Origin of the sequence: Rhizobium binae (genome assembly GCF_017357225.1) — a bacterium.
Lineage (GTDB): Bacteria > Pseudomonadota > Alphaproteobacteria > Rhizobiales > Rhizobiaceae > Rhizobium > Rhizobium binae.
The window spans coordinates 4384222-4404104 of sequence record NZ_CP071604.1 but is presented as its reverse complement, the minus strand read 5'-3'; the positions used below and the strand labels follow the sequence as shown (position 1 = coordinate 4404104).

Below are 19883 nucleotides of genomic sequence, written 5' to 3'. Positions count from 1 at the left end.
ATCAGACTCCGGAAAGATCATAGGGTCGGGCAAGCACGATCGCCCGGCCGCTGCTGAGCGAAAAGCGAACTTTGCCTTCCGCCACGTTGGAAATGGTGCGCGACGAGCCGAAAGGCAGGTGGAAATCTGAGAGCGGATAACGCGCATTTTCAATCGAAAGGCCGGTCAGCGGGCCGAAACCCGGCACGGAAAACAGGCTGCCTTTCGGAAGATCGAGTTCGACCGTGCCGGCAATCAGCGGCACCGCCTCCTCCTTTCCCGAGGTCAGCAGCACGTCAAAACCCGCTTCCGCCAAGCCGACGGCCGACAGCAGATGCTGGAGCGCGTGGTCGGAGCGTTCGCCGCCGAGCGCACCGGCGAGGACCAGCCGCCGCGCGCCGCGGGCGATCGCTTCCGATACGGCGATTTCGCCGTCCGTTGCCGCCTTTGCCGCCGGGTAGGGCTGTTTAGGCACATTGAGAAACGCCCCGTCAAGATCGGCCGGCGTTGAATCGAAATCGCCGACCCAGAGTTCCGGCGTCACGCCGAGCGCTGCCGCATGCCGCATGCCGCCATCGGCTGCGATGAAGCGGCTGCCGCCGACCGCTTGGCGCAGGCGCTCCGTCAGGCTGAGTTCGCCGCCGAGCAGAATGGTGAAGGTGGATTGGCTCATGGGCATTGCCCTTAGCGCAAACGGGGGGGCGAGGGGAAGGGGCGCACCGGTGGATCGGCGGCCTTTGCCTCAACCGGGTGTATCCTTGTCGCGCGACAGAAAGATTGCTTCGTATCCACCAATGAACCGTTCGAACAGGGTTGCGAAGCGCTCGATATCCTCGCGCGGCCACTCGGAGACGATCTCGGAGATGATCGCAAGTTTCTGCGCGTGGATCTCGGCAAGCAAGGCCTGGCCGGCGTCGGTGATGACGACGACGATCCGCCGCGCATCGGCCTGCGAGGCCTCGCGGCGCAACACATTGCGCCCGACCATGTCGGCCACCACCCGGCTGGCGCGCGACGGATCGATGCGCAGCATCTCCGCGATCGTGCCGACAGTGACCTCCCCGTTTGGTTCGGCCCGCCGCACGGCGTCCAGCACGTCGAGATGGGAAAGTTCAAGACCGGGCGCGGCGCTCTGGATTGCCAGCCGGCCGATCAACCGCCGCCCGGTCATCAGCCGCATGCGCGCCATGCTCCGGCCGATGCGAGGCAGGTTCTCGTCCGGCTCGGCCGGTCTGTCGGATAGGATCTTGGTCAAGGCTTCATTCATGACGGAACCATAACAGAGCGGCCGCCAAAATTGAATATGCCGAGGGCATTCATGTGCCATTGACAATTACATGCTGATAGCACATAAAATCAATCAAACCCGGAAATACATCTCATGGACATGCAACTCGCGCCTGCGCCGCTCGTGACGGATCCTCGTCGTCGGCTTATCCTCTTCTTCTTTCTGATGACCGCCATGTTCATGGCGACACTTGATAATCAGATCGTTTCGACGGCGCTGCCGACCATTGTCGGCGAATTCGGCCACCTCGAACGGTTCGGCTGGATCGGCTCGGCCTATCTTCTGGCGCTCAGCGCCGTCATGCCGCTCTACGGCAAGCTCGGCGATCTCTTTGGCCGCAAATACGTGATGATGACCGCGATCGCAATCTTCACCGTCGGCTCTGCCGTCTGCGGCCTTGCCGTCTCGATGGATACGCTGATCGCGGCCCGCGTGCTGCAGGGCCTCGGCGGCGGCGGCATCATGGTATCGATCTTTGCCGTCAACGCCGATCTGTTCGAGCCGCGCGAGCGGGCGCGCTATCAGAGCTATTCCAGCCTGGTGCTGATGGCTTCCGGCGCCATAGGCCCGGTGCTTGGCGGCACGATGAGCGACCTCTTCGGCTGGCGCTCGATTTTCCTCGTCAACGTGCCGATCGGCTTCATCGCGCTGACCGGGCTGGCCTTCATGCTCCCTTACCGCAAACCGCATCGCCGCCCCAAGATCGATTACGCCGGTGCGCTGCTGCTTGCGCTGACGACGACGAGCGTCGTGCTTGCCACCGATGGTAGCGAATTGTTCGGCGCATTGATATCGCCGCAAAGTGTCGGCGTCGTCGCCTTCGGCGCGGTTTGCGCCGTCGCCTGGGTTTTCGTCGAGCGCCGCGCACCGGAGCCGATCGTTCCCCTGCAGCTTTTCCGCAATTCGACCTTCAGCCTGCTGCTGATCATCTCGATCATGGGCGGCGCCATTGCCATCGGCATGGTCAACTACTTCGCTCTCTTCTTGCAGACGACGACGGGTCTTTCGCCTTCCGCCGCCGGCCTTCTCTTCATCCTCCTCACAGGCGGCCTCGTCTGCGGATCGCTGTCCGCGGGCCGCATCATCTCCAGGACGGGACGTTACAAACCCTTCGCCATTGCAAGCCTCAGCTGCAGCGCCCTCGCCTTCGCGCTGATGTCGCAGACCTACGCCGGAACGCCGATCGCCTTCATTGGCGCGATCATGCTGCTGCATGGAATCGGTATCGGCCTTGCCCAGCAGGTTCCCGTGATCGGCGTGCAGAATGCCGCACCCGCCCGCGACGTCGGCGCCGCGACCGGTTCGGTGACGCTCTCGCGCATGGGCGGCGCCTCGATCGCCATTTCCATCTACGGTGCGATCATAGCCTCCGGGCTCGGCAAGGCCGGCGTTCCCATTGCCGGTGTCGCCGATATCGAACAGCTGACGCCGAAGATGATGGCTGCCCTTCCCGAAGCCAGCCGTCAAGCCGTCGCGGATATCTATGCCGCTGCCTTCTCGACGCTCTTCATGACCTCCTGCGCCATTGCCCTGATCGGCCTTGCCGCCGCCGTGATGCTGAAGCCCGTGCAACTGCCGCGTGCCAGCGAGACGAAGCAACCGCAACCGGCAACGGCGGAAGCGGCGGAATAGCCCGATCGTAACTGGATTGCGTCATAACAGGCGCCGCCCCGCGGAAATCACGATCAGGAGTTGTGATTTTCGCGCGCTGTTGCTGTTAGCGCAGGGATTGCCTCGATCACTCCGTTCTTTTTCCGCGCCGCCGCCAAATCTGCCCCGCATGACAGAACTTTCGCCATAATTTCATCCGAGCGAAGGGGGCCTCAACGATTGAGGCATTGCCAAAATGCAACGGCGCCACAATTAAGTAGAGTCTCGCTATGCAACCGATGCGTAAATCAGCTACAGCAAGGACTTGTATCGGCCTATTGTGCAGCGCGAGATCAGGGGTGCGCACCTGTTGAGTTTCCCTTGCCAAGGCCGGTCTCGATCTGCGGCAAACCGGCAAAGCAGTGACATGATGCGGAGAACCAGACTGGACAGCCTGACGACGTGGAAATCGCCCGCGCTTTCCAGTGATGTCATCTCCGCGCCGCGCCGTTTCGCGCGCCGTCTCATGCTGCTTTCAGCCGTCGCAATGGCGCTGAACGGGTGTCAATCGCTGATCGAACAATCCTATCAGCCCAGCATATCGCCGTCTTCCAATCCGCAGATCGTTGATGAGGTGCAGAAGAACGACCCGCGTGCGGCGATGGGCGCCCGCGAGCATCCGCGCATCGTGGCAAGCTACGGCGGCGAATATAAGGATGCCAAGACCGAGCGTCTCGTCGCCCGCATCGCCGGCGCGCTGACGGCGGTATCGGAAAATCCGAGCCAGTCCTACCGCATCACCATTCTGAACTCGCCGGCCATCAACGCCTTTGCACTGCCGGGCGGTTATCTCTACGTCACCCGCGGCCTGCTCGCCCTTGCCAACGACGCCTCGGAGGTCGCCGCCGTGCTGTCGCACGAAATGGGCCACGTGACGGCGAACCACGGCATCGAGCGGCAGAAGCGCGAAGAGGCGGAGGTCATCGCCAGCCGCGTCGTCGCCGAGGTGCTCTCCAGCGATATCGCCGGCAAACAGGCGCTGGCCCGCGGCAAGCTGCGGCTCGCCGCCTTCTCCCGGCAGCAGGAGTTGCAGGCTGATGTCATCGGTGTGCGCATGCTCGGCGAAGCCGGCTACGATCCCTACGCCGCCGCCCGCTTCCTCGATTCCATGGCAGCTTACAGCCGCTTCATGTCGGTCGACCCGGAGGCCGACCAGAGCCTCGACTTCCTGTCGAGCCACCCGAATTCCGCACAGCGCATCGATCTCGCCCGCACCCATGCGCGGGCCTTCGGCCAGGAAGGTTCGGTCGGCGACAAGGGCCGCGATTATTATCTCGACGGCATAGACGGTCTGCTGTACGGCGACAGCCCGGAGGAAGGTTATGTGCGCGGCCAGACCTTCCTGCACGGCGGTCTCGGCATCCGCTTCGACGTTCCTCCGGACTTCCACATCGACAACAAGGTCGAGGCTGTGATGGCGACCGGTCCGAACGACATCGCCGTCCGCTTCGATGGCGTCGCCGACAACCAGAACCAGAGCCTCACCAATTATATCTCCAGCGGCTGGGTCACCGGCCTCGACCCGTCGACCATCCAGCAGATCACCGTCAATGGCATGGAAGCTGCGACCGCGCGCGCCAGCGCCGACCGCTGGGATTTCGATGTCACCGTGATCCGCAACAATGCGCAGATCTTCCGTTTCTTGACCGCGGTGCCGAAAGGCAGCGACGCCCTTGAGCCGACGGCCGATGTCCTGCGCGCGAGTTTCCGGCGCATGACCCCGGCGGAAGCCGCCTCGCTGAAGCCGCTGCGCATCCGTGTCGTCACGGTGCGGCCGGGCGAGAATGTCTCGACGCTCGCAGCCCGCATGATGGGCACCGACCGCAAGCTCGATCTCTTCAAGCTCATCAATGCCCTGCCCACGGGTGCAGCCGTTTCGCCCGGCGATCGCGTCAAGATCATTGCCGAGTAAAAAAAGCCCGGCTTAAGCCGGGCCAGTCAGTGCTGCTGGAGGGGAAAGATTCAAGCGTAGGCCGCCATATGCGGGTCGGCGCTGACCAGCGCGGTGCGAAGTTTTTCCATCGCCCGGCTTTCGATCTGGCGCACCCGCTCCTTGGAAATGCCGAGATCGGCGCCGAGCTCCTCGAGCGTGGCGCCATCTTCGGCCAGCCGCCGTGCGCTGATGATCTTCATTTCGCGTTCGTTGAGATGCTTCAACGCCGAGGCTAGCCAGATGCGGCGGCGTTCGCCGTCGATCATGTTGGAGACCTGTTCGTCGGGCAGCGGGTCGTCGCTGACGAGAAAATCCATCTTCTCGGCGCTCTCGGCATCGCCGGAGACGGATGGCGCCTGCAGCGAAGCATCGTTGCCGGAAAGCCTGGCATCCATGGTCTGAACGTCGGCAAGACTGACGCCTAGGGCGGCGGCAATTTCCTGATGAATGGATTGCAGTGTCAGTTGCGTGTCGCCCTTGGCGAGCTTGGCGCGCAGGCGGCGCAGATTGAAGAAGAGCGCCTTCTGCGCCGAACTCGTGCCGCCGCGCACGATCGACCAGTTGCGCAGGATATAGTCCTGGATCGACGCCCGGATCCACCAGCTGGCATAGGTCGAAAAGCGCACGTCGCGTTCCGGTTCGAAACGCGCGGCTGCCTCCAGCAGGCCGACATAGCCCTCCTGCACGAGGTCGCTCATCGGCAGGCCGAAATTGCGGAACTTGCCGGCCATGGAGATCACCAGGCGCATATGCGCCATGGCGATCTGGTTGCGCGCACCGCGATCGTCGTGATCTTTCCAGCGGGTGGCGAGATCATGCTCTTCCTGGCGGGCGAGATAGGGGGCGGCCATCGCGATTTTGATCATGCGCCGGTCTGCAGACATGTTCTTCATATCGATCTCCCGAAACAGGCCTTCGCCCTCAAAATAGACAATAAAACTCACCCTCCGGAACATCGCTGTCCGGACTCAATGGGGTTCCGAATGCATGAAGGCCTCACCCCTGGACTTTTCAGCGGGAGGCCCTATTTTTCATCATGAGCCGCTAAAGCGGCCGGGTTGGACCTGTTTCTCCATGTTGCCGAAGGGGCAATATTGAAAAGGCATGATCCGCTCCTCACCGAACATTGATAGAACAGCGGCGAGCCGAAGAGCCAGCGCTCGACGAGCAGTCCGCAATTACGTATGATAAACGCGGCAGTCAGGAAAAAGTTCCAATAAAAAACCCGGCACGAAGGCCGGGTTTTTTCATTGGAAAAACAGGGTCGCCTTATGCGGCTTCGTCCTGCGAATCGTCTTCTTCGATGGCTTTGCCGCGCTTCGGGCCCTTGTTGAGGTTGGTTTCGACGAGGCGGACAGCCTCGGTTTCCGACATCTTGTTAACAGCGGCGATCTCGCGCGCCATCCGGTCGAGCGCGGCCTCGTAGAGCTGCCGTTCGGAATAGGACTGCTCGGGCTGGTTTTCCGCACGATAAAGATCACGGACGACTTCAGCGATGGAAATCAGATCGCCGGAATTGATCTTGGCATCATATTCCTGGGCGCGGCGGGACCACATGGTCCGCTTGATGCGCGCCTTGCCCTGCACAACCTTCAATGCACGATCGACGAAATCCGTTTCCGAAAGCTTGCGCATGCCGATGCTCATCGCCTTCGCGACCGGAACCTTCAGGCGCATCTTATCCTTCTCGAAATCGATAACGAAAAGTTCGAGCTTCATGCCGGCAACTTCTTGCTCTTCAATAGCAGTGATGGTACCGACGCCGTGAGCGGGGTAGACGATCGATTCACCGGTCTTGAAGCCGTGACGTGCTGTAGAAGGTTTTTTCTGCTGAGTCGTCATTCTATTCAAAAACTCCCTGTTACGCATCCGGCGGCGGCCGGAGCCGGGTCAGTCAGGCCCGGTTGAGACGGTTGCATCCGTCGGGTGACTTCACTCTGGTCCCATCAGGCAAAAGCAAGGACTTCTTGCGCGCGATCTGGGGGACCCGGCGCTCAAAGCGTTGATATGTCACGGAAACCGCGTACGGATTTGTTCTGCTTTCGTGATGGTTTTGGGCATGCGCCATGCCACAAATGGAACAGTAGGCGAAACCTATCATAAAAATATGAGGAAATCAATAATTTGCTTCGCCTGAGTCATGCGGGCAACACACATCACCCATCTCAGACACGCAGGATTTAAAACGTTTCATCGCGGAAATGCCCAAATCCTGCGGTCAAATCGCGCAGCCGAATCAGTCGCCGGAACCAGGTTTTTCGGAGAAATATTTCTCGAATTTACCGGTCTGGCCGTCCATCTCCTTGGCCTCCGGCAGCGGGTCCTTCTTGACCGTGATGTTCGGCCAGATGCTGGCATATTCGGTATTGATCTTCAGCCACTTGTCGAGGCCCGGCTCGGTATCCGGCTTGATCGCCTCGGCGGGACATTCGGGCTCACAGACGCCGCAATCGATGCATTCGTCGGGATGAATGACGAGGAAATTCTCGCCTTCATAGAAGCAGTCGACGGGGCAGACTTCTACGCAATCGGTGTATTTGCACTTGATGCAATTGTCGGTCACGACGTAGGTCATGAAGAACTCCAGGATTTCCATGCGGTGGGGCCGGGCAACCTGGAACGTCGCGCCTATCCCCGTGCCGAACGAAGCGTGGACAGGCTTGGGAGGCAAGCACGCTTCCGGCAGGTTGTCAGTGACGTATCGGCTTTATCGCCGGATTTCAAGGATAAACGATCTGCAAAAGCCGTCGCGTCGAGCAGAGTTTTCTAATCCTCGTCCGACATCAGCCTGTCGATCGCGCGTCTTTCCTTTTTGGTCGGACGGCCGGCCCCGGTGGCGCGGATCGCCTGCTCGTAGGGGGTGAGGCGTTTTGCCTCATCCGGCGGCGGCGATTGGTCGTCATAGAGCAGGCGGGCCTCCTCGTAGGGCCCCCGCCGCTCGCCGGCGAGACGCACGATGAGAACGACGTCACGCCGTTCCAGCGTCAACTCGATGCGGTCGCCCGGCTTGACCATCTGACTCGGTTGGCTACAGCGCTCGCCGTTGATGCGCACGTGCCCCGACTGGACATGGCTCTGCGCCAGCGAACGCGACTTCACCATGCGCGTGAAGAACAGCCACTTGTCGATGCGCTGGCGCGAACCGCTTACCGGCTGTGTCTCCCCGCCCATGACTACTTCTTCATCTGTTCCTTGAGAGCGGCGAGCTTGGCGAAGGGCGAATCCGGATCGATCGGCTTCTCCTTGCGCGGCGGCTTGGCCTCGAAGCGCAGCGGCTGTGCGCCGCGATTGTTGTTGCGATCGTTACGGTCATTGCGCTCGCCGCGATCCTTGCGCTCGCTACGGTCCGGCCGGTCGCCGCGCGGCTGGTCCTTGCGCTCACCGCCCCGTGCCTGCTGCGGCCGGCCATCACGACCGCCGTCCTTGCCGCGGTTGTTGCGGTTGTTGTCGCGTCCGTCGCCGCCGCGATTTCCTTCGCCGCCTTCGCCGCCGCCCGGGCGGCGATTGCGCTCGCCGCGGTCCTGGTTCTGGCCCCGATCATGGCCCTGGCCACCGCGGCGTTCGCCATGGCCGCCACGCGCCTGACGATGATTATCGTTGCGGCCGCCGAGGCGCCAGAGAAGAACCGGCTTCGGTTCCGCCGGTTCGCCGGCCTCTCCGGAAGCAGCGGCCGCTTCCCCGGCAGCCGAAACCTCCGCCGAGGCTTCGGTCGCAGGGTTGTCTTGAACTGCTTCTGCCGCTGGCGCTTCTGCCGCGGCCGCCTCGGCTGGGGACGGCTCGGAAACGGCCTCCTCCGCCGCTGCGTCGGCGTCGTCGTGATCGGCCTTTTCCACCGTTTCTTCCGCGGATGCTTGCGCGGAGGCTGCGGGCGCCGAAGCGGCGTCCTGCGCGGCAAGATGAGCCGACGCCTCTTCCGCCTTCACGGCATCGGCGCGATAGCCGAGACCCTTGAGGATTTCTTCCATGTCCTCGAGCGTCGCGCCGAGTATTGACAGCATCGCCGTCGTCGTCGTGAAGCGGCGGCCGTCATAGGCGCCCTCCGGACGATTGTTCTGACCGGGTTTCCATTGCAGCAGCGGACGGATGATATCGGCAAGCCGCTCAAGTATGTCGATGCGCACGGCGCGCTTGCCGAGGAAACGAAAGCCCGCGAGCTTGTAGAACATCCGCTCGAAGCTTGGATCGGTCACGACAGAGGTGCGACCGGCGGCCAACACGGGAATGAGGTCACCGTAACCCGGCTTGTCCAAACCGTCGTTCTTCAACGCCCAGAGCAGCGTGATCAGTTCGGCTGGCGCCGGCTTCAGAAGGGCCGGGACGAAGATATGATAGGCGCCGAAACGCACGCCGTAGCGGCGCATGGAGGCGCGAGCCTCCTGATCCAGCGACTTCACCTCCTCAGTCACGTCTCGGCGGAAGAGTACGCCGAGATTCTCGACGAGCTGGAAAGCGAGCCCCTTGGCGAGACCCTGCAGGTCCTCGGCGCGCGACAGATCATCGAGCGGCTTCAGCACTGTGCTGATATGATGATTGACGAAGCGCTCGATGCGGGCGGCGACGTGATCGCGGGCATTGCCCGTCAACTGCTCGTCGGCCAGCAGGATCACCCGCGGGCGCATGACGTGATCGCTGCCCGAAAGCCGCGCCACCGGATCTCCGAGCCAGCGGATCAAACCGTCCGAGCCGATCGCCAGATCGCTGTTGCCGGCGGCATGCATCCGCGCCGCTCTGGCTTCGAATTCGAGCGCGAGCGCTTTTTGCGACGCAGCCTGAACCGCCTTGGCATCCGGTCCGTCCGTTCCCGCCACCGGCGTGAAACGGAACCCGCTCAACTGCCCTACATGATGTCCTTCAACGAAGACATCGCCATTCACACTGATTTCAGCTTCCAGCATCGCATTCTCTCTCAGGCGCTTCATGAGCACAGATGTCCTGCGATCAACAAAGCGTTTCGTCAACCTTTCATGTAACGCATCGGACAATCGATCTTCGATTTCCCGCGTCTTTTCCTGCCAATGTGTCGGATCGGTCAGCCAGCCGGGCCGATTCGAAACATAGGTCCAGGTCCTTATCTGCGCGATTCGCGCCGAAAGCGTGTCAATTTCCCCATCGGTCCGATCGGAGCGATGAACCTGCTCCGCCAGAAATTGCTCGTTCACCGTGCCATAGCGGACGAGATCGGAAAAGAGGGTCGCAATCAGATCGGCATGTTGTGCCGGAGTGATACGCCTGTAGTCGGGAAGTGCGCAAGCCTCCCAGAGTTTTTCGACGCGGGCCGGCCGATCGGCGAGATCGATGACTTCGGGATAGCGCGAAAGCTGCTCCAGCGCCTGCTGGTCGACCGCGGGCAGCGCACGCGTCAGTCCGGCAACGCGCGGCCCCGCCTCGAGACTGGCCCGCAGCGAATGGATCGAGGAGAAGTCCATCTCGGTCGAGCGCCACTGCAAGACTTTGATATTGTCGAATTCATGGCCTTCGATGCGCTGGACCAGCTCCTCGTCGAAGGGCGAGACCTGGCCGGTGACGCCGAAGGTTCCGTCGCGCACGTGCCGCCCGGCGCGGCCGGCGATCTGGCCGAGCTCACCCGGATTGAGGTTGCGGAACTGGTATCCATCGAATTTTCTGTCCTGGGCGAAAGCGACGTGATCGACATCGAGATTGAGGCCCATGCCGATTGCGTCGGTCGCCACCAGATATTCGACGTCGCCCGCCTGGTAGAGCGCGACCTGCGCATTGCGGGTGCGAGGGCTGAGCGCGCCCAGCACGACCGCCGCGCCGCCGCGCTGCCGACGGATGAGCTCGGCGATGGCATAAACCTCGTCGGCCGAAAAGGCGACGATGGCGGAGCGCTGCGGCAGCCGGGTGATCTTCTTCTGCCCGGCATAGAAAAGATGCGAAAGCCGCGGCCGTTCGACGATGGTGATACCGGGCAGCAGCTGCTGAAGGATCGGCCGCATCGTTGCCGCGCCGAGCAGCAGCGTTTCCTCGCGGCCGCGAAGGTGCAGGATGCGATCGGTGAAGATATGACCGCGCTCGAGATCGCCGGCGAGCTGCACCTCGTCGATCGCAACGAAGGCGGCCTTCGTGTCCCGCGGCATCGCTTCGACGGTACAGACCGAAAAGCGTGCATTGGCCGGCGAAATCTTTTCCTCACCGGTGACCAGCGCCACGTTCTGCACACCGACCTTCTCCACCACCCGCGTATAGACCTCGCGCGCCAGCAGCCGCAGCGGCAGGCCGATCACGCCGGTCCCGTGTGCGACCATGCGCTCGATGGCGTAATGGGTCTTGCCGGTATTGGTTGGTCCGAGCATCGCGGTCACACCGCGCCCGCTCAGAATCATCGGCTGCGAAGTCAGAGTCATGGTCCATGCAAAAGAGGCAGGCGGCCCCAGGAAAATTGTCGCCTCTCGACGGAGGCACAGAACACATGGACAGCTGCCGCCGCAAACGCAAGGGCAGATTTTAAAATGCAGCGAGGATTACGACCTCTGCGAGTCATCCGGGACGCCTGCATTTCCGATTCAGAACAGCCTGAGAACGAATCAGCGACGAATCGCTGACTCCCGCGGATTCAGCTTTTGTTCACGGCTAAGTATTGATTTTGAATCACTTTTTTCCACTAGATGCTGAATCGGGAGACTCTCTCCTGTTCGCATCTCCATCGCCTTGCCGGCGGTCGGCCGTGCGCTTTTTGCCAAGCGAACATTCCTGGCCAATTAACCCTTCGACCAAATCCGGAACGAATCGGAGACGAATCGCCGACCAAACCGCTTTCACCTTTCGTTCACGGCAAGATCTGGTGGCGCCGCCATGTGTTGCCGCTATATGCAGTCGGGGGACTGCCCCTCGCGTCTGACGCCGCAGGCCGAGGATTAACCTTTCGACGACGAAATTCACATCGTTTAAGCGGGGAGCGCTTACGTCATCGGATTGATCAAAAACGGAACGAATCGCCGACGAATCGACGACATTGCAATCTTCGTGCTTTGTTCGCCGCAACATGTTGTATTTAAACGTCTTTTTAACCATAGTGCTATTTTACTGGGCAGCATCGATCACAAACCATGAATCGTGCCGCATCACAATTCGCGGGCTCAACCGGGAACAAAAATCGCCAATGCGTGTTTCTTGTCCATTCAGATTGCGGATGAAAATGAAGGAAACACGCAATGCTTGGCACGATACTTCTCGTTATCCTCATTCTACTCTTGATCGGAGCCTTGCCGAATTGGGGTTATAGCCGTGGCTGGGGCTATGGACCTTCGGGCGGTTTGGGGCTAGTTCTCGTCATTATCATTATCCTTGTACTAATGGGGCGCATCTAAAGCCCGACAACCTGGGGAGTTACGACATGATGAAGAAAATTGTTCTCATTGGCGCGCTCGTGGGCGCTCTCGCATCCTGTACTCCGACCGAGCAGGGCACGGCGATCGGCGCCGGCACCGGTGCGGTCATCGGCGGCGCCGTAACCAACAGCTGGGGCGGTGCCGCAGTCGGTGCCGTTGCCGGCGGTCTGACCGGCGCGCTGATCGGCCAGTCGGTCGAACGCCGCGGCTACTGCATTTATCGCGACCGCTACGGCCGCCGCTACGAGGCCCGTTGCCGCTACTGACCGGCAAAATCATATCGGACTCCCAACGGGCGCCCTGGCGCCCGTTTTTCTTTGCTGGCATCCTGCGTCAACGCGACGTTGACGATCGGTTTCGAAAGTCGAGCCTGCCGGCGTCGACCCGCCGACCGCATATTCCTTCTCAAGCGCAATGGGCAGACAAAGCCGCCCACGCACCGAAAGGGAACGCCTCCATGGCCCAGATTTTCATGGGTTCCGCCGTCGCCGTTCCCATCGCCTTGGCCTTCGTGACAAGCGCGATCTCAGCCCTTCGCAGCGAAGACCGGGCGGCGCAAACAGTGCCGGTCAGGATTCCAGCCCGCGGACATCGCAACCCCCGCAGCCGCTCCTGACGTTCTGAACCCGCGTTGCGGATATCCGGTCCCGCACATAAAAGAGACAGCGCAGCCAGGCAGACGCTGTCGCTTCAAGTCGATCTGGATCGTCAACCGGGGCTAAACGAAGAACTGCCCGCCATTGGCCGTCAGCGTTGAACCGGTGATGAAGCCGGCATCGTCGGAGACGAGGAAGGTGACGCAACGGGCGATCTCTTCCGGCTCGCCGAGACGGCCGACGGGGATCTGGGGAATGATGCGCTCGTTCAGCACTTTCTCCGGCACGGCAAGCACCATTTCCGTTCCGATGTAACCGGGGCAGATGGCGTTGACAGTAATGTTTTTCGCCGCCCCTTCCTGGGCAAGCGCCTTGGTGAAGCCGAGATCGCCGGCCTTGGCGGCCGAATAGTTGGCTTGGCCCATCTGGCCCTTCTGGCCGTTGATCGAGGAGATGTTGACAATGCGCCCGAAGCTGCGGTCGCGCATGCCGGTCCAGACCTGATGCGTCATGTTGAATAGGCCGGTGAGGTTGGTATTGATCACCTCGTGCCACTGCTGCGGCGTCATCTTGTGGAACATGGCATCGCGGGTGATGCCGGCATTGTTGACGAGAATCTCGACCGGGCCGATTTCGCTTTCAACCTTGGCGACCCCTTCACCGCAGGCAGCGTAGTCGGAAACGTCCCACTTGAATACGGCAACGCCGGTGACGTCATGAAAGGCTCTGGCCTTCTCGTCATTGCCGGCATAAGTTGCCGCCACCCTGTATCCGGCGTTTTTCAATGCCATGGATATGGCTGCGCCGATGCCGCGTGTCCCTCCGGTGACCAGAGCCACTCTGCTCATGTTCCGCTCCCCTTGTGTTTTCGCCCCGCGCGCGGCGGGATTTCAATCAATGATGGATCGTATGCTATTAAAGTGCTTCGAAGCACATGGCGACACCCATGCCGCCGCCGATGCAAAGCGTGGCCAGGCCCTTCTTCGCGCCGCGGCGCTTCATTTCGAACAGCAGCGTGTTGAGAACGCGCGCGCCGGAAGCGCCGATCGGGTGGCCGATGGCAATCGCCCCGCCATTGACGTTGACGATAGCAGGATCCCAACCGAGATCCTTGGTGACAGCGCAGGCTTGCGCCGCAAAAGCCTCGTTGGCTTCGACGAGATCGAGATCGCCGACCGACCAGCCGGCCTTTTCCAGCGCCTTGCGGGACGCCGGGATCGGGCCGGTACCCATGATTGAAGGATCGACGCCCGCCGTTGCCCAGGAAACGATGCGGGCGAGCGGCTGGATGCCGCGGCGGACCGCTTCGGCTTCGCTCATCAGCACTGCTGCTGCGGCGCCGTCATTGAGACCGGAGGCATTCGCAGCCGTCACCGTGCCGTCCTTGTCGAAGGCCGGCCGCAGCTTGGCCATCGCCTCCAGCGTGGCGCCGTGGCGGATATACTCGTCGGCATCAACCGTAACGTCGCCCTTACGCGTCTGGATGACATAAGGGATGATCTCATCGGTAAATCGGCCGGCTTTCTGGGCGGCTTCGGCCTTGTTCTGTGAAGCGACGGCGAACTGATCCTGTTCGTCGCGCGAAAGCTGCCATTGACGCGCAATATTCTCGGCGGTGATGCCCATGTGATAACCATGGAAGGCATCGGTCAGGCCATCCTTGATCATCGTGTCGACCATCTTCGCGTCACCCATCTTGACGCCGCCGCGCAAGTGCAGGGCATGCGGCGCCATCGACATGGATTCCTGGCCGCCGGCAACGATGATCTTGGCATCGCCGGTGGCAATCTGCTGCATGCCGAGCGCAACGGCGCGCAGGCCTGAGCCGCAGAGCTGGTTGACGCCCCAGGCTGTCGCTTCCTTCGGAATGCCGGCCTTGATCGCCGCCTGGCGAGCCGGGTTCTGGCCTTCGCCTGCGGCCAGCACCTGGCCGAGGATCACCTCGTCCACGTCGCCGGCATCGACGCCGGCGCGCGCGAGCGCGCCTTTGATGACGGCCGCGCCGAGTTCGTGCGCGGGGACCGTTGCGAAAGCGCCGTTGAACGAACCAACTGCTGTTCGACCTGCACTGGCGATGACGACGGATGCATTGCTCATGGGGAGGCTCCTCGTTTTCGTCCCACTTATATAAGGGGAAACTGGCAAAGCTTTGAGCACAAGTCAAACGCGAAGACCGGCCGCCCGAATTTTTCGGCGGCGGCCCGCAAAGCCGATTCGTATGATCTGTTAAAGGTTTGCCGCATAGCACAAAGAGATTGTCACCGGCCTTCTTTTGCGTTTACAGTCTGAAGTGGAGGAACATCCATAAATCAGACGGGGGTTCAGGAGACTGATATGGCGAAGAATGAGGGTCAGATTGTCATTAAGAAATACGCCAATCGCCGCCTGTACAATACAGGCACCAGCACCTATGTGACGCTGGAAGATCTGGCGGAGATGGTGAAGAAGGGCGAAGATTTTATCGTCCAGGATGCAAAAAGCGGAGATGACATCACCCATTCGGTGCTGACCCAGATCATCTTCGAACAGGAATCGAAGACTGGCAACACGCTGCTTCCGATCTCCTTCCTGCGCCAGCTCATCACCTATTACGGCGACCAGATGCAGATGGTCGTGCCGAGCTTTCTCGAACATTCGATGCGCGCTTTCACCGAGCAGCAGGCCCAGATGCGCGAGCAGGTGAACCGCGCCTTTGGCGAGACGCCTCTCGGCAAGAACCTGCAATTGCCGATGCAGATGGTCGAGGACCAGGTCCGCCGCAACACCGAGCTGTTTCAGCAGGCCATGCAGATGTTCTCGCCTTTCATGGCTCCGCCGGCGGCCAAGGAAAGCCGCAAGGCCGAGGCCAAGGATATCGACGAGCTGAAGGAACAGCTCCGCGCCCTTCAGAACAAGCTCGACAACCTATAAGCCGATCGAGACATCCCGCCCGGCGCTTCGGATCGAAACTGCAAAACCGCCGATCACATCGATCAGAGCGATCGTCATCAGAATGAAGAACACCTGCGTCGCAGCGTCCTGGACGAGCAGAAACTCGACCAGCAAGGCGATGAACACCAGCATCGACAGGATATGATTCGAAAGGTTGCCGGGACCGGTTCTGGTCGCTTTCAGGATTTCGAAGAACAAAACGACAAGCGCTACGACGATAAAGAGATCGCCGAGCGCCATGCTCCAGATCGCGCCTGAGAGCATCGACAGCACGATGACGTCATGCTTCAGCACTGCAATGCCGCCATCGCCCATCAGGCCGAGCATCGCCAGATTGTAAAGAATAAACGGGATAATCATCAGCGGCATTGCGGCTATCATCGGCAAATCTCCTGGCGCCAAGGGAATACTGCCGTAAACCGCCTTCCCACTTCAAGCCGCTGCAAATATTATATTTGCCGATAACCCCGCTGCAGGGAAATGCAAAAAGGCCGGCGTCACGCCGGCCTCGAAAAGCTTCGATCGGACGAGCCGAATCGAAAAATTATGCGCTTTCCTTCGGCGTCAGGACCTGGCGGCCGCGATACATGCCGGTCTTCAGGTCGATGTGATGCGGGCGACGCAGTTCGCCGGAATTCTTGTCTTCGACATAGGTCGGAGCCTTCAGCGCATCAGCCGAACGGCGCATGCCGCGCTTGGACGGGCTCGTTTTTCTCTTCGGTACAGCCATTTTTCTTACTCCACTTGCGGGCAAAACACTCCCACGGCCAGACTGGCGGCCGAAACGGACATGTCGCGATTTCGGAAATTTTGCGCGCTTATACATGCAAGGGGCGGCCTTGACCAGTCCCCATGCGTATCTTTTTGCGAAGCCGACGATTCGAGCCTCAGACCTCGACTTCCGCGACGATCCAGGGCTCGGCGCGGGCCGCCTCTTCCCATTTCCGCCAGGCCGGATGCGCCTTCATCGTCTTCATATAGGCGAGCGTATCATCCTGGCTGACGAGATCATAGACATCGAAACGGTTGACCACAGGCGCGAACATCGCATCCACGCCGCTGAACGCGCCGAAGAGAAACGGCCCGCCGGATTTCTGCAGAAGATCGCGCCAGATCGCCTCGATACGGCCGATATCAGCTTCGATGCCTTCCGGCAGCGCGATCTTGCCCCTCGGCCTGCGGATATTCATCGGACAGGCGTTGCGTAGGGCCCGGAAGCTCGAGAGCATCTCCATCGAAACCGAGCGGGCGAGCGCCCGGTCGGCGCGATCTGCGGGCAGGAGCCCCGCATCCGGATATAGCTCGGCGGCATATTCGATGATCGCCAGCGATTCCCATATCCTCAATCCGCCATGCTGCAGAAGGGGCACGCGGCCGGTCGGCGAGATGGCTTTGATATCGGGATTGCCGCCGGGATAGTCGAAGGGGATCAGGATTTCCTCGAAATCGACGCCGGCGCCCGTCAGCGCCATCCATGGCCGGAACGACCAGGAAGAATAGTTCTTGTTGCCGATGTAAAGCGTCGGTCTGTTCATAGGCTTCTCCCGTTCAGGCGCCGATATCGAAGATCAGCAGTTCGTGGAAATGGTTCATGTCCTCAAACACGCAGAACGCCGGCGGCGTCAGCTCTAAGACGGGTGTCTTGCGGCGGATATCCGCGGCCACCGAGTCCAGCATCGCCTGCCAGCGCGGCAACGCTTCATCCTCCAGCCATTCGGTCGGATAGGCGAAGGTAATGTGGAATTTGTAATCCAGATGGTTCGGCTGGCGATAGCCGAGAAGATCGGCAAAGGCATCGCGCCAGGCACGCATGATCTTGCGGTCGCTCTCCGTCACCCCGTCGACCAACAGCCCTGACGGGCGGGCTGCGACGACGGCGACCTTGAAAGGCTCGGCCATAGAAAAGCCTTCGAGCCGCTCTGCCAGCAGCGCGGTCATGTCGTCAATCGGCACATCGAGAGGAAGATCATGCGGCCAGCACTCCTGCCGGCGCCGGCTCTCGATGATGCCTTCGAAAAGCGTCATATGGAGACTCGAGATCGGCGTGAAGAGGAACTGCGGGGCCTCGGGCATGACCAGATATCTTTCGCGCGCCTCGATCAGCGCCGCCTGCGTCCGCGATGCCTTCTCGACATGACAGACGATGGTATTGCCGGCTTCCGGCAGGAAGCCGCCAGCCTTGCGATAGCGGCTGCCGAGATGGGCGGGCGGATTTGAATTGTGCCTCTTCGAATAACGAAGAAGCTCGGGAGAAAAGGTCATTGCGGTCATGGGCGACTCGGGGGTTCTGGTTGGACTGTATTCGCCCATATGGCAGAACCAAGAATGTCAGATGACGCTTGCCGTTTCTAACGACAAGTTCTGATCTCATTCATAGATGCATTTGATGTAATCGCCCGAACCCTGCGCACGCCTTTCGATGACGCCGGCCAGCCGGCGAAGGCCGCGTCCCGGCTTGCCGGCATTGCGGTCGATCGGGTTCGGGAGCGACACGGCCAGCAGCGACGCCTGCCGCCGCGTCAGCTTCGAGGCCGGAACCTTGAAATGATGCTGGGCCGCCGCCTCGACGCCGTAGATGCCGGGACCCCATTCGGCGATGTTGAGATAGATTTCCATCAGCCGCCGCTTCGACAGGACGAAATCCGTGGAGACGGCGAGCGGAAGCTCCATCGCCTTACGCACGAAGGAGCGGCTGTTCCAGAGAAAGAGATTCTTGGCCGTCTGCATCGGGATGGTGCTGCCGCCGCGCGTTGCCTGGCCCTTCAGCGTATCCTCGACCAGCATGCGCATCTCCGCCCAGTCGACGCCGCCATGAAAACAATATTGCCCGTCCTCGGACATCATCACCGACTGCACCAGTGCAGGCGAGATCTCGTCCAGCGATACCCATCTGCGGTCATAACCGCGCAGCAGCACGAGATCGCGCAGCATCAGCGTCGAGACCGGGTGGATGAAGGGCAGCAGGTAGAAAAAGATCAGCACATAGGGAAGGACGACCAATGCCAGCACGGCAACAACGATGCGCTTCAGCACAGGCCGATTTTCGAACCATCGCCGATGGGCCGGCATGTCGACGATATCCTCTGTCTCCGGCGCTATATCCAAAATGCCCCCAGTCCACTTCGCTCCCTGTCGTTCTCATAACCCCTGTGAGACGCTTATGCCAGAGCACACGGGAAATCTTGCGGTAGCCATCGACAATTCCGTTGCAAGCCCCCTTGCCCCATGCCAAACAGCGCCGATGGACGCGAACCGGGACACTTTCGAGACGAGGCTGAAGAACAACGCCCGCGAGATCGAGGCGCTGCTCGACGCATTGCTTTTGCCGAACGCCCTTTCCGACGAAATCGCCAGGCCCGAGACCCTGCGCGGCGCCATGCACTATGCCGTGCTGAATGGCGGCAAGCGGCTGCGGCCATTCCTGGTCGTCGAAAGTGCCGCTCTTCTCGGCGGCGATGCGCAGGCCGCCCTTCGCATTGGCGCCGCACTCGAATGCGTGCACTGTTATTCCCTCGTGCATGACGATCTGCCGGCCATGGACGATGACGACATGCGCCGCGGCAAACCGACGGTGCACGTCAAGTTCGATGAAGCCACCGCGATCCTCGCCGGCGACAGCCTGCTGACTTACGCCTTCGACATTGTCGCAGCACCGGAATCGGCGCTTCCCGATGCCAGCAAGGCATCGCTGGTTCTGGCGCTTGCGCGCGCCGCCGGTCTCGGCGGCATGGCTGGCGGCCAGGCGCTCGATCTCGCGGCGGAAAAACAGGCTCCAGACGAGGCCGGCATCATCCGCCTGCAGGCGATGAAAACGGGCGCGCTGATCCGCTTTGCCTGCGAGGCCGGCGCCATCATCGCAGGAAGCCCGCAGGAGGACCGCCGCCGGCTGCGCGCCTTCGGCGAAAAGATCGGCCTTGCCTTCCAGCTCGCCGACGACATTCTCGACCTGACCTCGGATGCCGCAACCATGGGCAAGGCGACCGGCAAGGACACGGCCCGCGGCAAGGGCACGCTCGTGGCGCTGCACGGTATGGAATGGGCCGATACCGAGCTCCGCCGGCATGTCGCTGACGCCGAGGCGCTGCTGGCTCCCTACGGCGCCCGTGCATCAACCCTCGTTGCCGCGGCGCATTTCATCGCCGACCGGAAGAGTTAGA

The 19883-nt window shown here is 61.3% G+C and carries 21 protein-coding genes; 7 read left to right on the top strand and 14 right to left on the bottom strand.

What is annotated here, in order from left to right; translation table 11 throughout:
* Nucleotide 1 precedes the first annotated feature (1 nt).
* Both J2J99_RS21480 and J2J99_RS21475 read right to left on the bottom strand, forming a co-directional pair.
* Entirely contained in the window at nucleotides 2-658 is a 657-nt protein-coding gene (locus J2J99_RS21480; protein ID WP_205918648.1) for a thiamine diphosphokinase, read from the bottom strand.
* Between the two features lie 63 nt (nucleotides 659-721).
* A complete protein-coding gene (locus J2J99_RS21475) occupies nucleotides 722-1246 on the bottom strand; it encodes a MarR family winged helix-turn-helix transcriptional regulator (protein ID WP_168295042.1) in 525 nt (174 codons plus the stop codon).
* Between the two features lie 114 nt (nucleotides 1247-1360).
* On the opposite strand from J2J99_RS21475, the gene J2J99_RS21470 reads away from it, so the two are divergent.
* On the top strand, nucleotides 1361-2899 hold the full coding sequence (locus J2J99_RS21470; RefSeq protein WP_168295041.1) for an MDR family MFS transporter: 1539 nt from the start codon (nucleotides 1361-1363) through the stop codon (nucleotides 2897-2899).
* Between the two features lie 385 nt (nucleotides 2900-3284).
* Nucleotides 3285-4829, top strand: coding sequence for a M48 family metalloprotease (locus J2J99_RS21465; protein WP_168295040.1), 1545 nt, complete (start codon nucleotides 3285-3287; stop codon nucleotides 4827-4829).
* A gap of 50 nt (nucleotides 4830-4879) precedes the next feature.
* Here J2J99_RS21465 and J2J99_RS21460 read toward each other — a convergent pair whose 3' ends face one another.
* The 5 genes from J2J99_RS21460 to J2J99_RS21440 form a co-directional block, all read right to left on the bottom strand.
* Nucleotides 4880-5743, bottom strand: a complete 864-nt coding sequence (locus J2J99_RS21460; protein ID WP_012485599.1) for an RNA polymerase factor sigma-32 — start codon at nucleotides 5741-5743, stop codon at nucleotides 4880-4882.
* Nucleotides 5744-6119: 376 nt separating this feature from the next.
* Complete coding sequence (locus J2J99_RS21455) at nucleotides 6120-6692, bottom strand: CarD family transcriptional regulator (protein WP_168295039.1); 573 nt, start codon at nucleotides 6690-6692, stop codon at nucleotides 6120-6122.
* A 394-nt stretch (nucleotides 6693-7086) separates the two neighbouring features.
* The gene (gene fdxA, locus J2J99_RS21450; RefSeq protein ID WP_011427210.1) at nucleotides 7087-7425 is read right to left on the bottom strand and encodes a ferredoxin FdxA; all 339 of its coding nucleotides are present in this window, start codon (nucleotides 7423-7425) and stop codon (nucleotides 7087-7089) included.
* Nucleotides 7426-7616: 191 nt separating this feature from the next.
* Entirely contained in the window at nucleotides 7617-8021 is a 405-nt protein-coding gene (locus tag J2J99_RS21445) for an RNA-binding S4 domain-containing protein (protein WP_168295038.1), read from the bottom strand.
* Between the two features lie 2 nt (nucleotides 8022-8023).
* Complete coding sequence (locus J2J99_RS21440; RefSeq protein ID WP_168295037.1) at nucleotides 8024-11215, bottom strand: helicase-related protein; 3192 nt, start codon at nucleotides 11213-11215, stop codon at nucleotides 8024-8026.
* A gap of 807 nt (nucleotides 11216-12022) precedes the next feature.
* Between J2J99_RS21440 and J2J99_RS21435 the strand changes: the two genes are divergently transcribed.
* The 3 genes from J2J99_RS21435 (at nucleotide 12023) to J2J99_RS21425 (ending at nucleotide 12815) form a co-directional block, all read left to right on the top strand.
* A complete protein-coding gene (locus J2J99_RS21435; protein WP_003543790.1) occupies nucleotides 12023-12178 on the top strand; it encodes a DUF3309 family protein in 156 nt (51 codons plus the stop codon).
* Between the two features lie 26 nt (nucleotides 12179-12204).
* Nucleotides 12205-12465 (top strand): YMGG-like glycine zipper-containing protein, encoded by a 261-nt coding sequence (locus J2J99_RS21430; protein ID WP_168295036.1) that lies wholly within the window; start codon nucleotides 12205-12207, stop codon nucleotides 12463-12465.
* A 191-nt stretch (nucleotides 12466-12656) separates the two neighbouring features.
* On the top strand, nucleotides 12657-12815 hold the full coding sequence (locus J2J99_RS21425; RefSeq protein WP_168295035.1) for a hypothetical protein: 159 nt from the start codon (nucleotides 12657-12659) through the stop codon (nucleotides 12813-12815).
* A 102-nt stretch (nucleotides 12816-12917) separates the two neighbouring features.
* Here J2J99_RS21425 and phbB read toward each other — a convergent pair whose 3' ends face one another.
* Together phbB and J2J99_RS21415 are read right to left on the bottom strand one after the other, a co-directional pair.
* Nucleotides 12918-13643, bottom strand: a complete 726-nt coding sequence (phbB, locus tag J2J99_RS21420) for a beta-ketoacyl-ACP reductase (RefSeq protein ID WP_168295034.1) — start codon at nucleotides 13641-13643, stop codon at nucleotides 12918-12920.
* Between the two features lie 67 nt (nucleotides 13644-13710).
* Nucleotides 13711-14892, bottom strand: coding sequence for an acetyl-CoA C-acetyltransferase (locus tag J2J99_RS21415; RefSeq protein ID WP_168295033.1), 1182 nt, complete (start codon nucleotides 14890-14892; stop codon nucleotides 13711-13713).
* A 237-nt stretch (nucleotides 14893-15129) separates the two neighbouring features.
* Here J2J99_RS21415 and phaR point away from each other — a divergent pair, with 237 nt between their 5' ends.
* Complete coding sequence (phaR, locus tag J2J99_RS21410; protein ID WP_168295032.1) at nucleotides 15130-15705, top strand: polyhydroxyalkanoate synthesis repressor PhaR; 576 nt, start codon at nucleotides 15130-15132, stop codon at nucleotides 15703-15705.
* Here phaR and J2J99_RS21405 read toward each other — a convergent pair.
* The 5 genes from J2J99_RS21405 to mtgA all read right to left on the bottom strand — a co-directional run bounded on the left by J2J99_RS21405 (nucleotide 15700) and on the right by mtgA (nucleotide 18831).
* Nucleotides 15700-16107, bottom strand: coding sequence for a hypothetical protein (locus J2J99_RS21405; protein WP_168295031.1), 408 nt, complete (start codon nucleotides 16105-16107; stop codon nucleotides 15700-15702). The two genes, phaR and J2J99_RS21405, sit on opposite strands and share 6 nt — an antisense overlap.
* A 163-nt stretch (nucleotides 16108-16270) precedes the next feature.
* Entirely contained in the window at nucleotides 16271-16456 is a 186-nt protein-coding gene (gene rpmF / locus J2J99_RS21400; protein WP_003543812.1) for a 50S ribosomal protein L32, read from the bottom strand.
* Nucleotides 16457-16613: 157 nt separating this feature from the next.
* A complete protein-coding gene (locus J2J99_RS21395; RefSeq protein WP_168295030.1) occupies nucleotides 16614-17261 on the bottom strand; it encodes a glutathione S-transferase family protein in 648 nt (215 codons plus the stop codon).
* 13 nt (nucleotides 17262-17274) lie between these two features.
* Entirely contained in the window at nucleotides 17275-17997 is a 723-nt protein-coding gene (locus J2J99_RS21390) for a DUF1868 domain-containing protein (protein ID WP_168295029.1), read from the bottom strand.
* Nucleotides 17998-18093: 96 nt separating this feature from the next.
* Complete coding sequence (mtgA, locus tag J2J99_RS21385) at nucleotides 18094-18831, bottom strand: monofunctional biosynthetic peptidoglycan transglycosylase (RefSeq protein ID WP_168295028.1); 738 nt, start codon at nucleotides 18829-18831, stop codon at nucleotides 18094-18096.
* Nucleotides 18832-18967: 136 nt separating this feature from the next.
* On the opposite strand from mtgA, the gene J2J99_RS21380 reads away from it, so the two are divergent.
* Nucleotides 18968-19882 (top strand): polyprenyl synthetase family protein, encoded by a 915-nt coding sequence (locus J2J99_RS21380; RefSeq protein WP_168295027.1) that lies wholly within the window; start codon nucleotides 18968-18970, stop codon nucleotides 19880-19882.
* The last annotated feature ends 1 nt before the right edge of the window (nucleotide 19883 follow it).

What these genes read in the sequence shown, in the direction of transcription:
- J2J99_RS21440 (WP_168295037.1), bottom strand. Translation starts at nt 11,215, where the DNA reads ATGACTCTGACTTCGCAGCCGATGATTCTGAGCGGGCGCGGTGTGACC.
- rpmF (WP_003543812.1), bottom strand. Translation starts at nt 16,456, where the DNA reads ATGGCTGTACCGAAGAGAAAAACGAGCCCGTCCAAGCGCGGCATGCGC.
- J2J99_RS21480 (WP_205918648.1), bottom strand. Translation starts at nt 658, where the DNA reads ATGCCCATGAGCCAATCCACCTTCACCATTCTGCTCGGCGGCGAACTC.
- J2J99_RS21460 (WP_012485599.1), bottom strand. Translation starts at nt 5,743, where the DNA reads ATGAAGAACATGTCTGCAGACCGGCGCATGATCAAAATCGCGATGGCC.
- phbB (WP_168295034.1), bottom strand. Translation starts at nt 13,643, where the DNA reads ATGAGCAGAGTGGCTCTGGTCACCGGAGGGACACGCGGCATCGGCGCA.
- J2J99_RS21470 (WP_168295041.1), top strand. Translation starts at nt 1,361, where the DNA reads ATGGACATGCAACTCGCGCCTGCGCCGCTCGTGACGGATCCTCGTCGT.
- J2J99_RS21425 (WP_168295035.1), top strand. Translation starts at nt 12,657, where the DNA reads ATGGCCCAGATTTTCATGGGTTCCGCCGTCGCCGTTCCCATCGCCTTG.
- J2J99_RS21395 (WP_168295030.1), bottom strand. Translation starts at nt 17,261, where the DNA reads ATGAACAGACCGACGCTTTACATCGGCAACAAGAACTATTCTTCCTGG.
- J2J99_RS21380 (WP_168295027.1), top strand. Translation starts at nt 18,968, where the DNA reads ATGGACGCGAACCGGGACACTTTCGAGACGAGGCTGAAGAACAACGCC.
- J2J99_RS21390 (WP_168295029.1), bottom strand. Translation starts at nt 17,997, where the DNA reads ATGACCGCAATGACCTTTTCTCCCGAGCTTCTTCGTTATTCGAAGAGG.
- J2J99_RS21405 (WP_168295031.1), bottom strand. Translation starts at nt 16,107, where the DNA reads ATGATAGCCGCAATGCCGCTGATGATTATCCCGTTTATTCTTTACAAT.
- J2J99_RS21435 (WP_003543790.1), top strand. Translation starts at nt 12,023, where the DNA reads ATGCTTGGCACGATACTTCTCGTTATCCTCATTCTACTCTTGATCGGA.
- J2J99_RS21475 (WP_168295042.1), bottom strand. Translation starts at nt 1,246, where the DNA reads ATGAATGAAGCCTTGACCAAGATCCTATCCGACAGACCGGCCGAGCCG.
- J2J99_RS21455 (WP_168295039.1), bottom strand. Translation starts at nt 6,692, where the DNA reads ATGACGACTCAGCAGAAAAAACCTTCTACAGCACGTCACGGCTTCAAG.
- phaR (WP_168295032.1), top strand. Translation starts at nt 15,130, where the DNA reads ATGGCGAAGAATGAGGGTCAGATTGTCATTAAGAAATACGCCAATCGC.
- J2J99_RS21445 (WP_168295038.1), bottom strand. Translation starts at nt 8,021, where the DNA reads ATGGGCGGGGAGACACAGCCGGTAAGCGGTTCGCGCCAGCGCATCGAC.
- J2J99_RS21465 (WP_168295040.1), top strand. Translation starts at nt 3,285, where the DNA reads ATGATGCGGAGAACCAGACTGGACAGCCTGACGACGTGGAAATCGCCC.
- J2J99_RS21430 (WP_168295036.1), top strand. Translation starts at nt 12,205, where the DNA reads ATGATGAAGAAAATTGTTCTCATTGGCGCGCTCGTGGGCGCTCTCGCA.
- J2J99_RS21415 (WP_168295033.1), bottom strand. Translation starts at nt 14,892, where the DNA reads ATGAGCAATGCATCCGTCGTCATCGCCAGTGCAGGTCGAACAGCAGTT.
- fdxA (WP_011427210.1), bottom strand. Translation starts at nt 7,425, where the DNA reads ATGACCTACGTCGTGACCGACAATTGCATCAAGTGCAAATACACCGAT.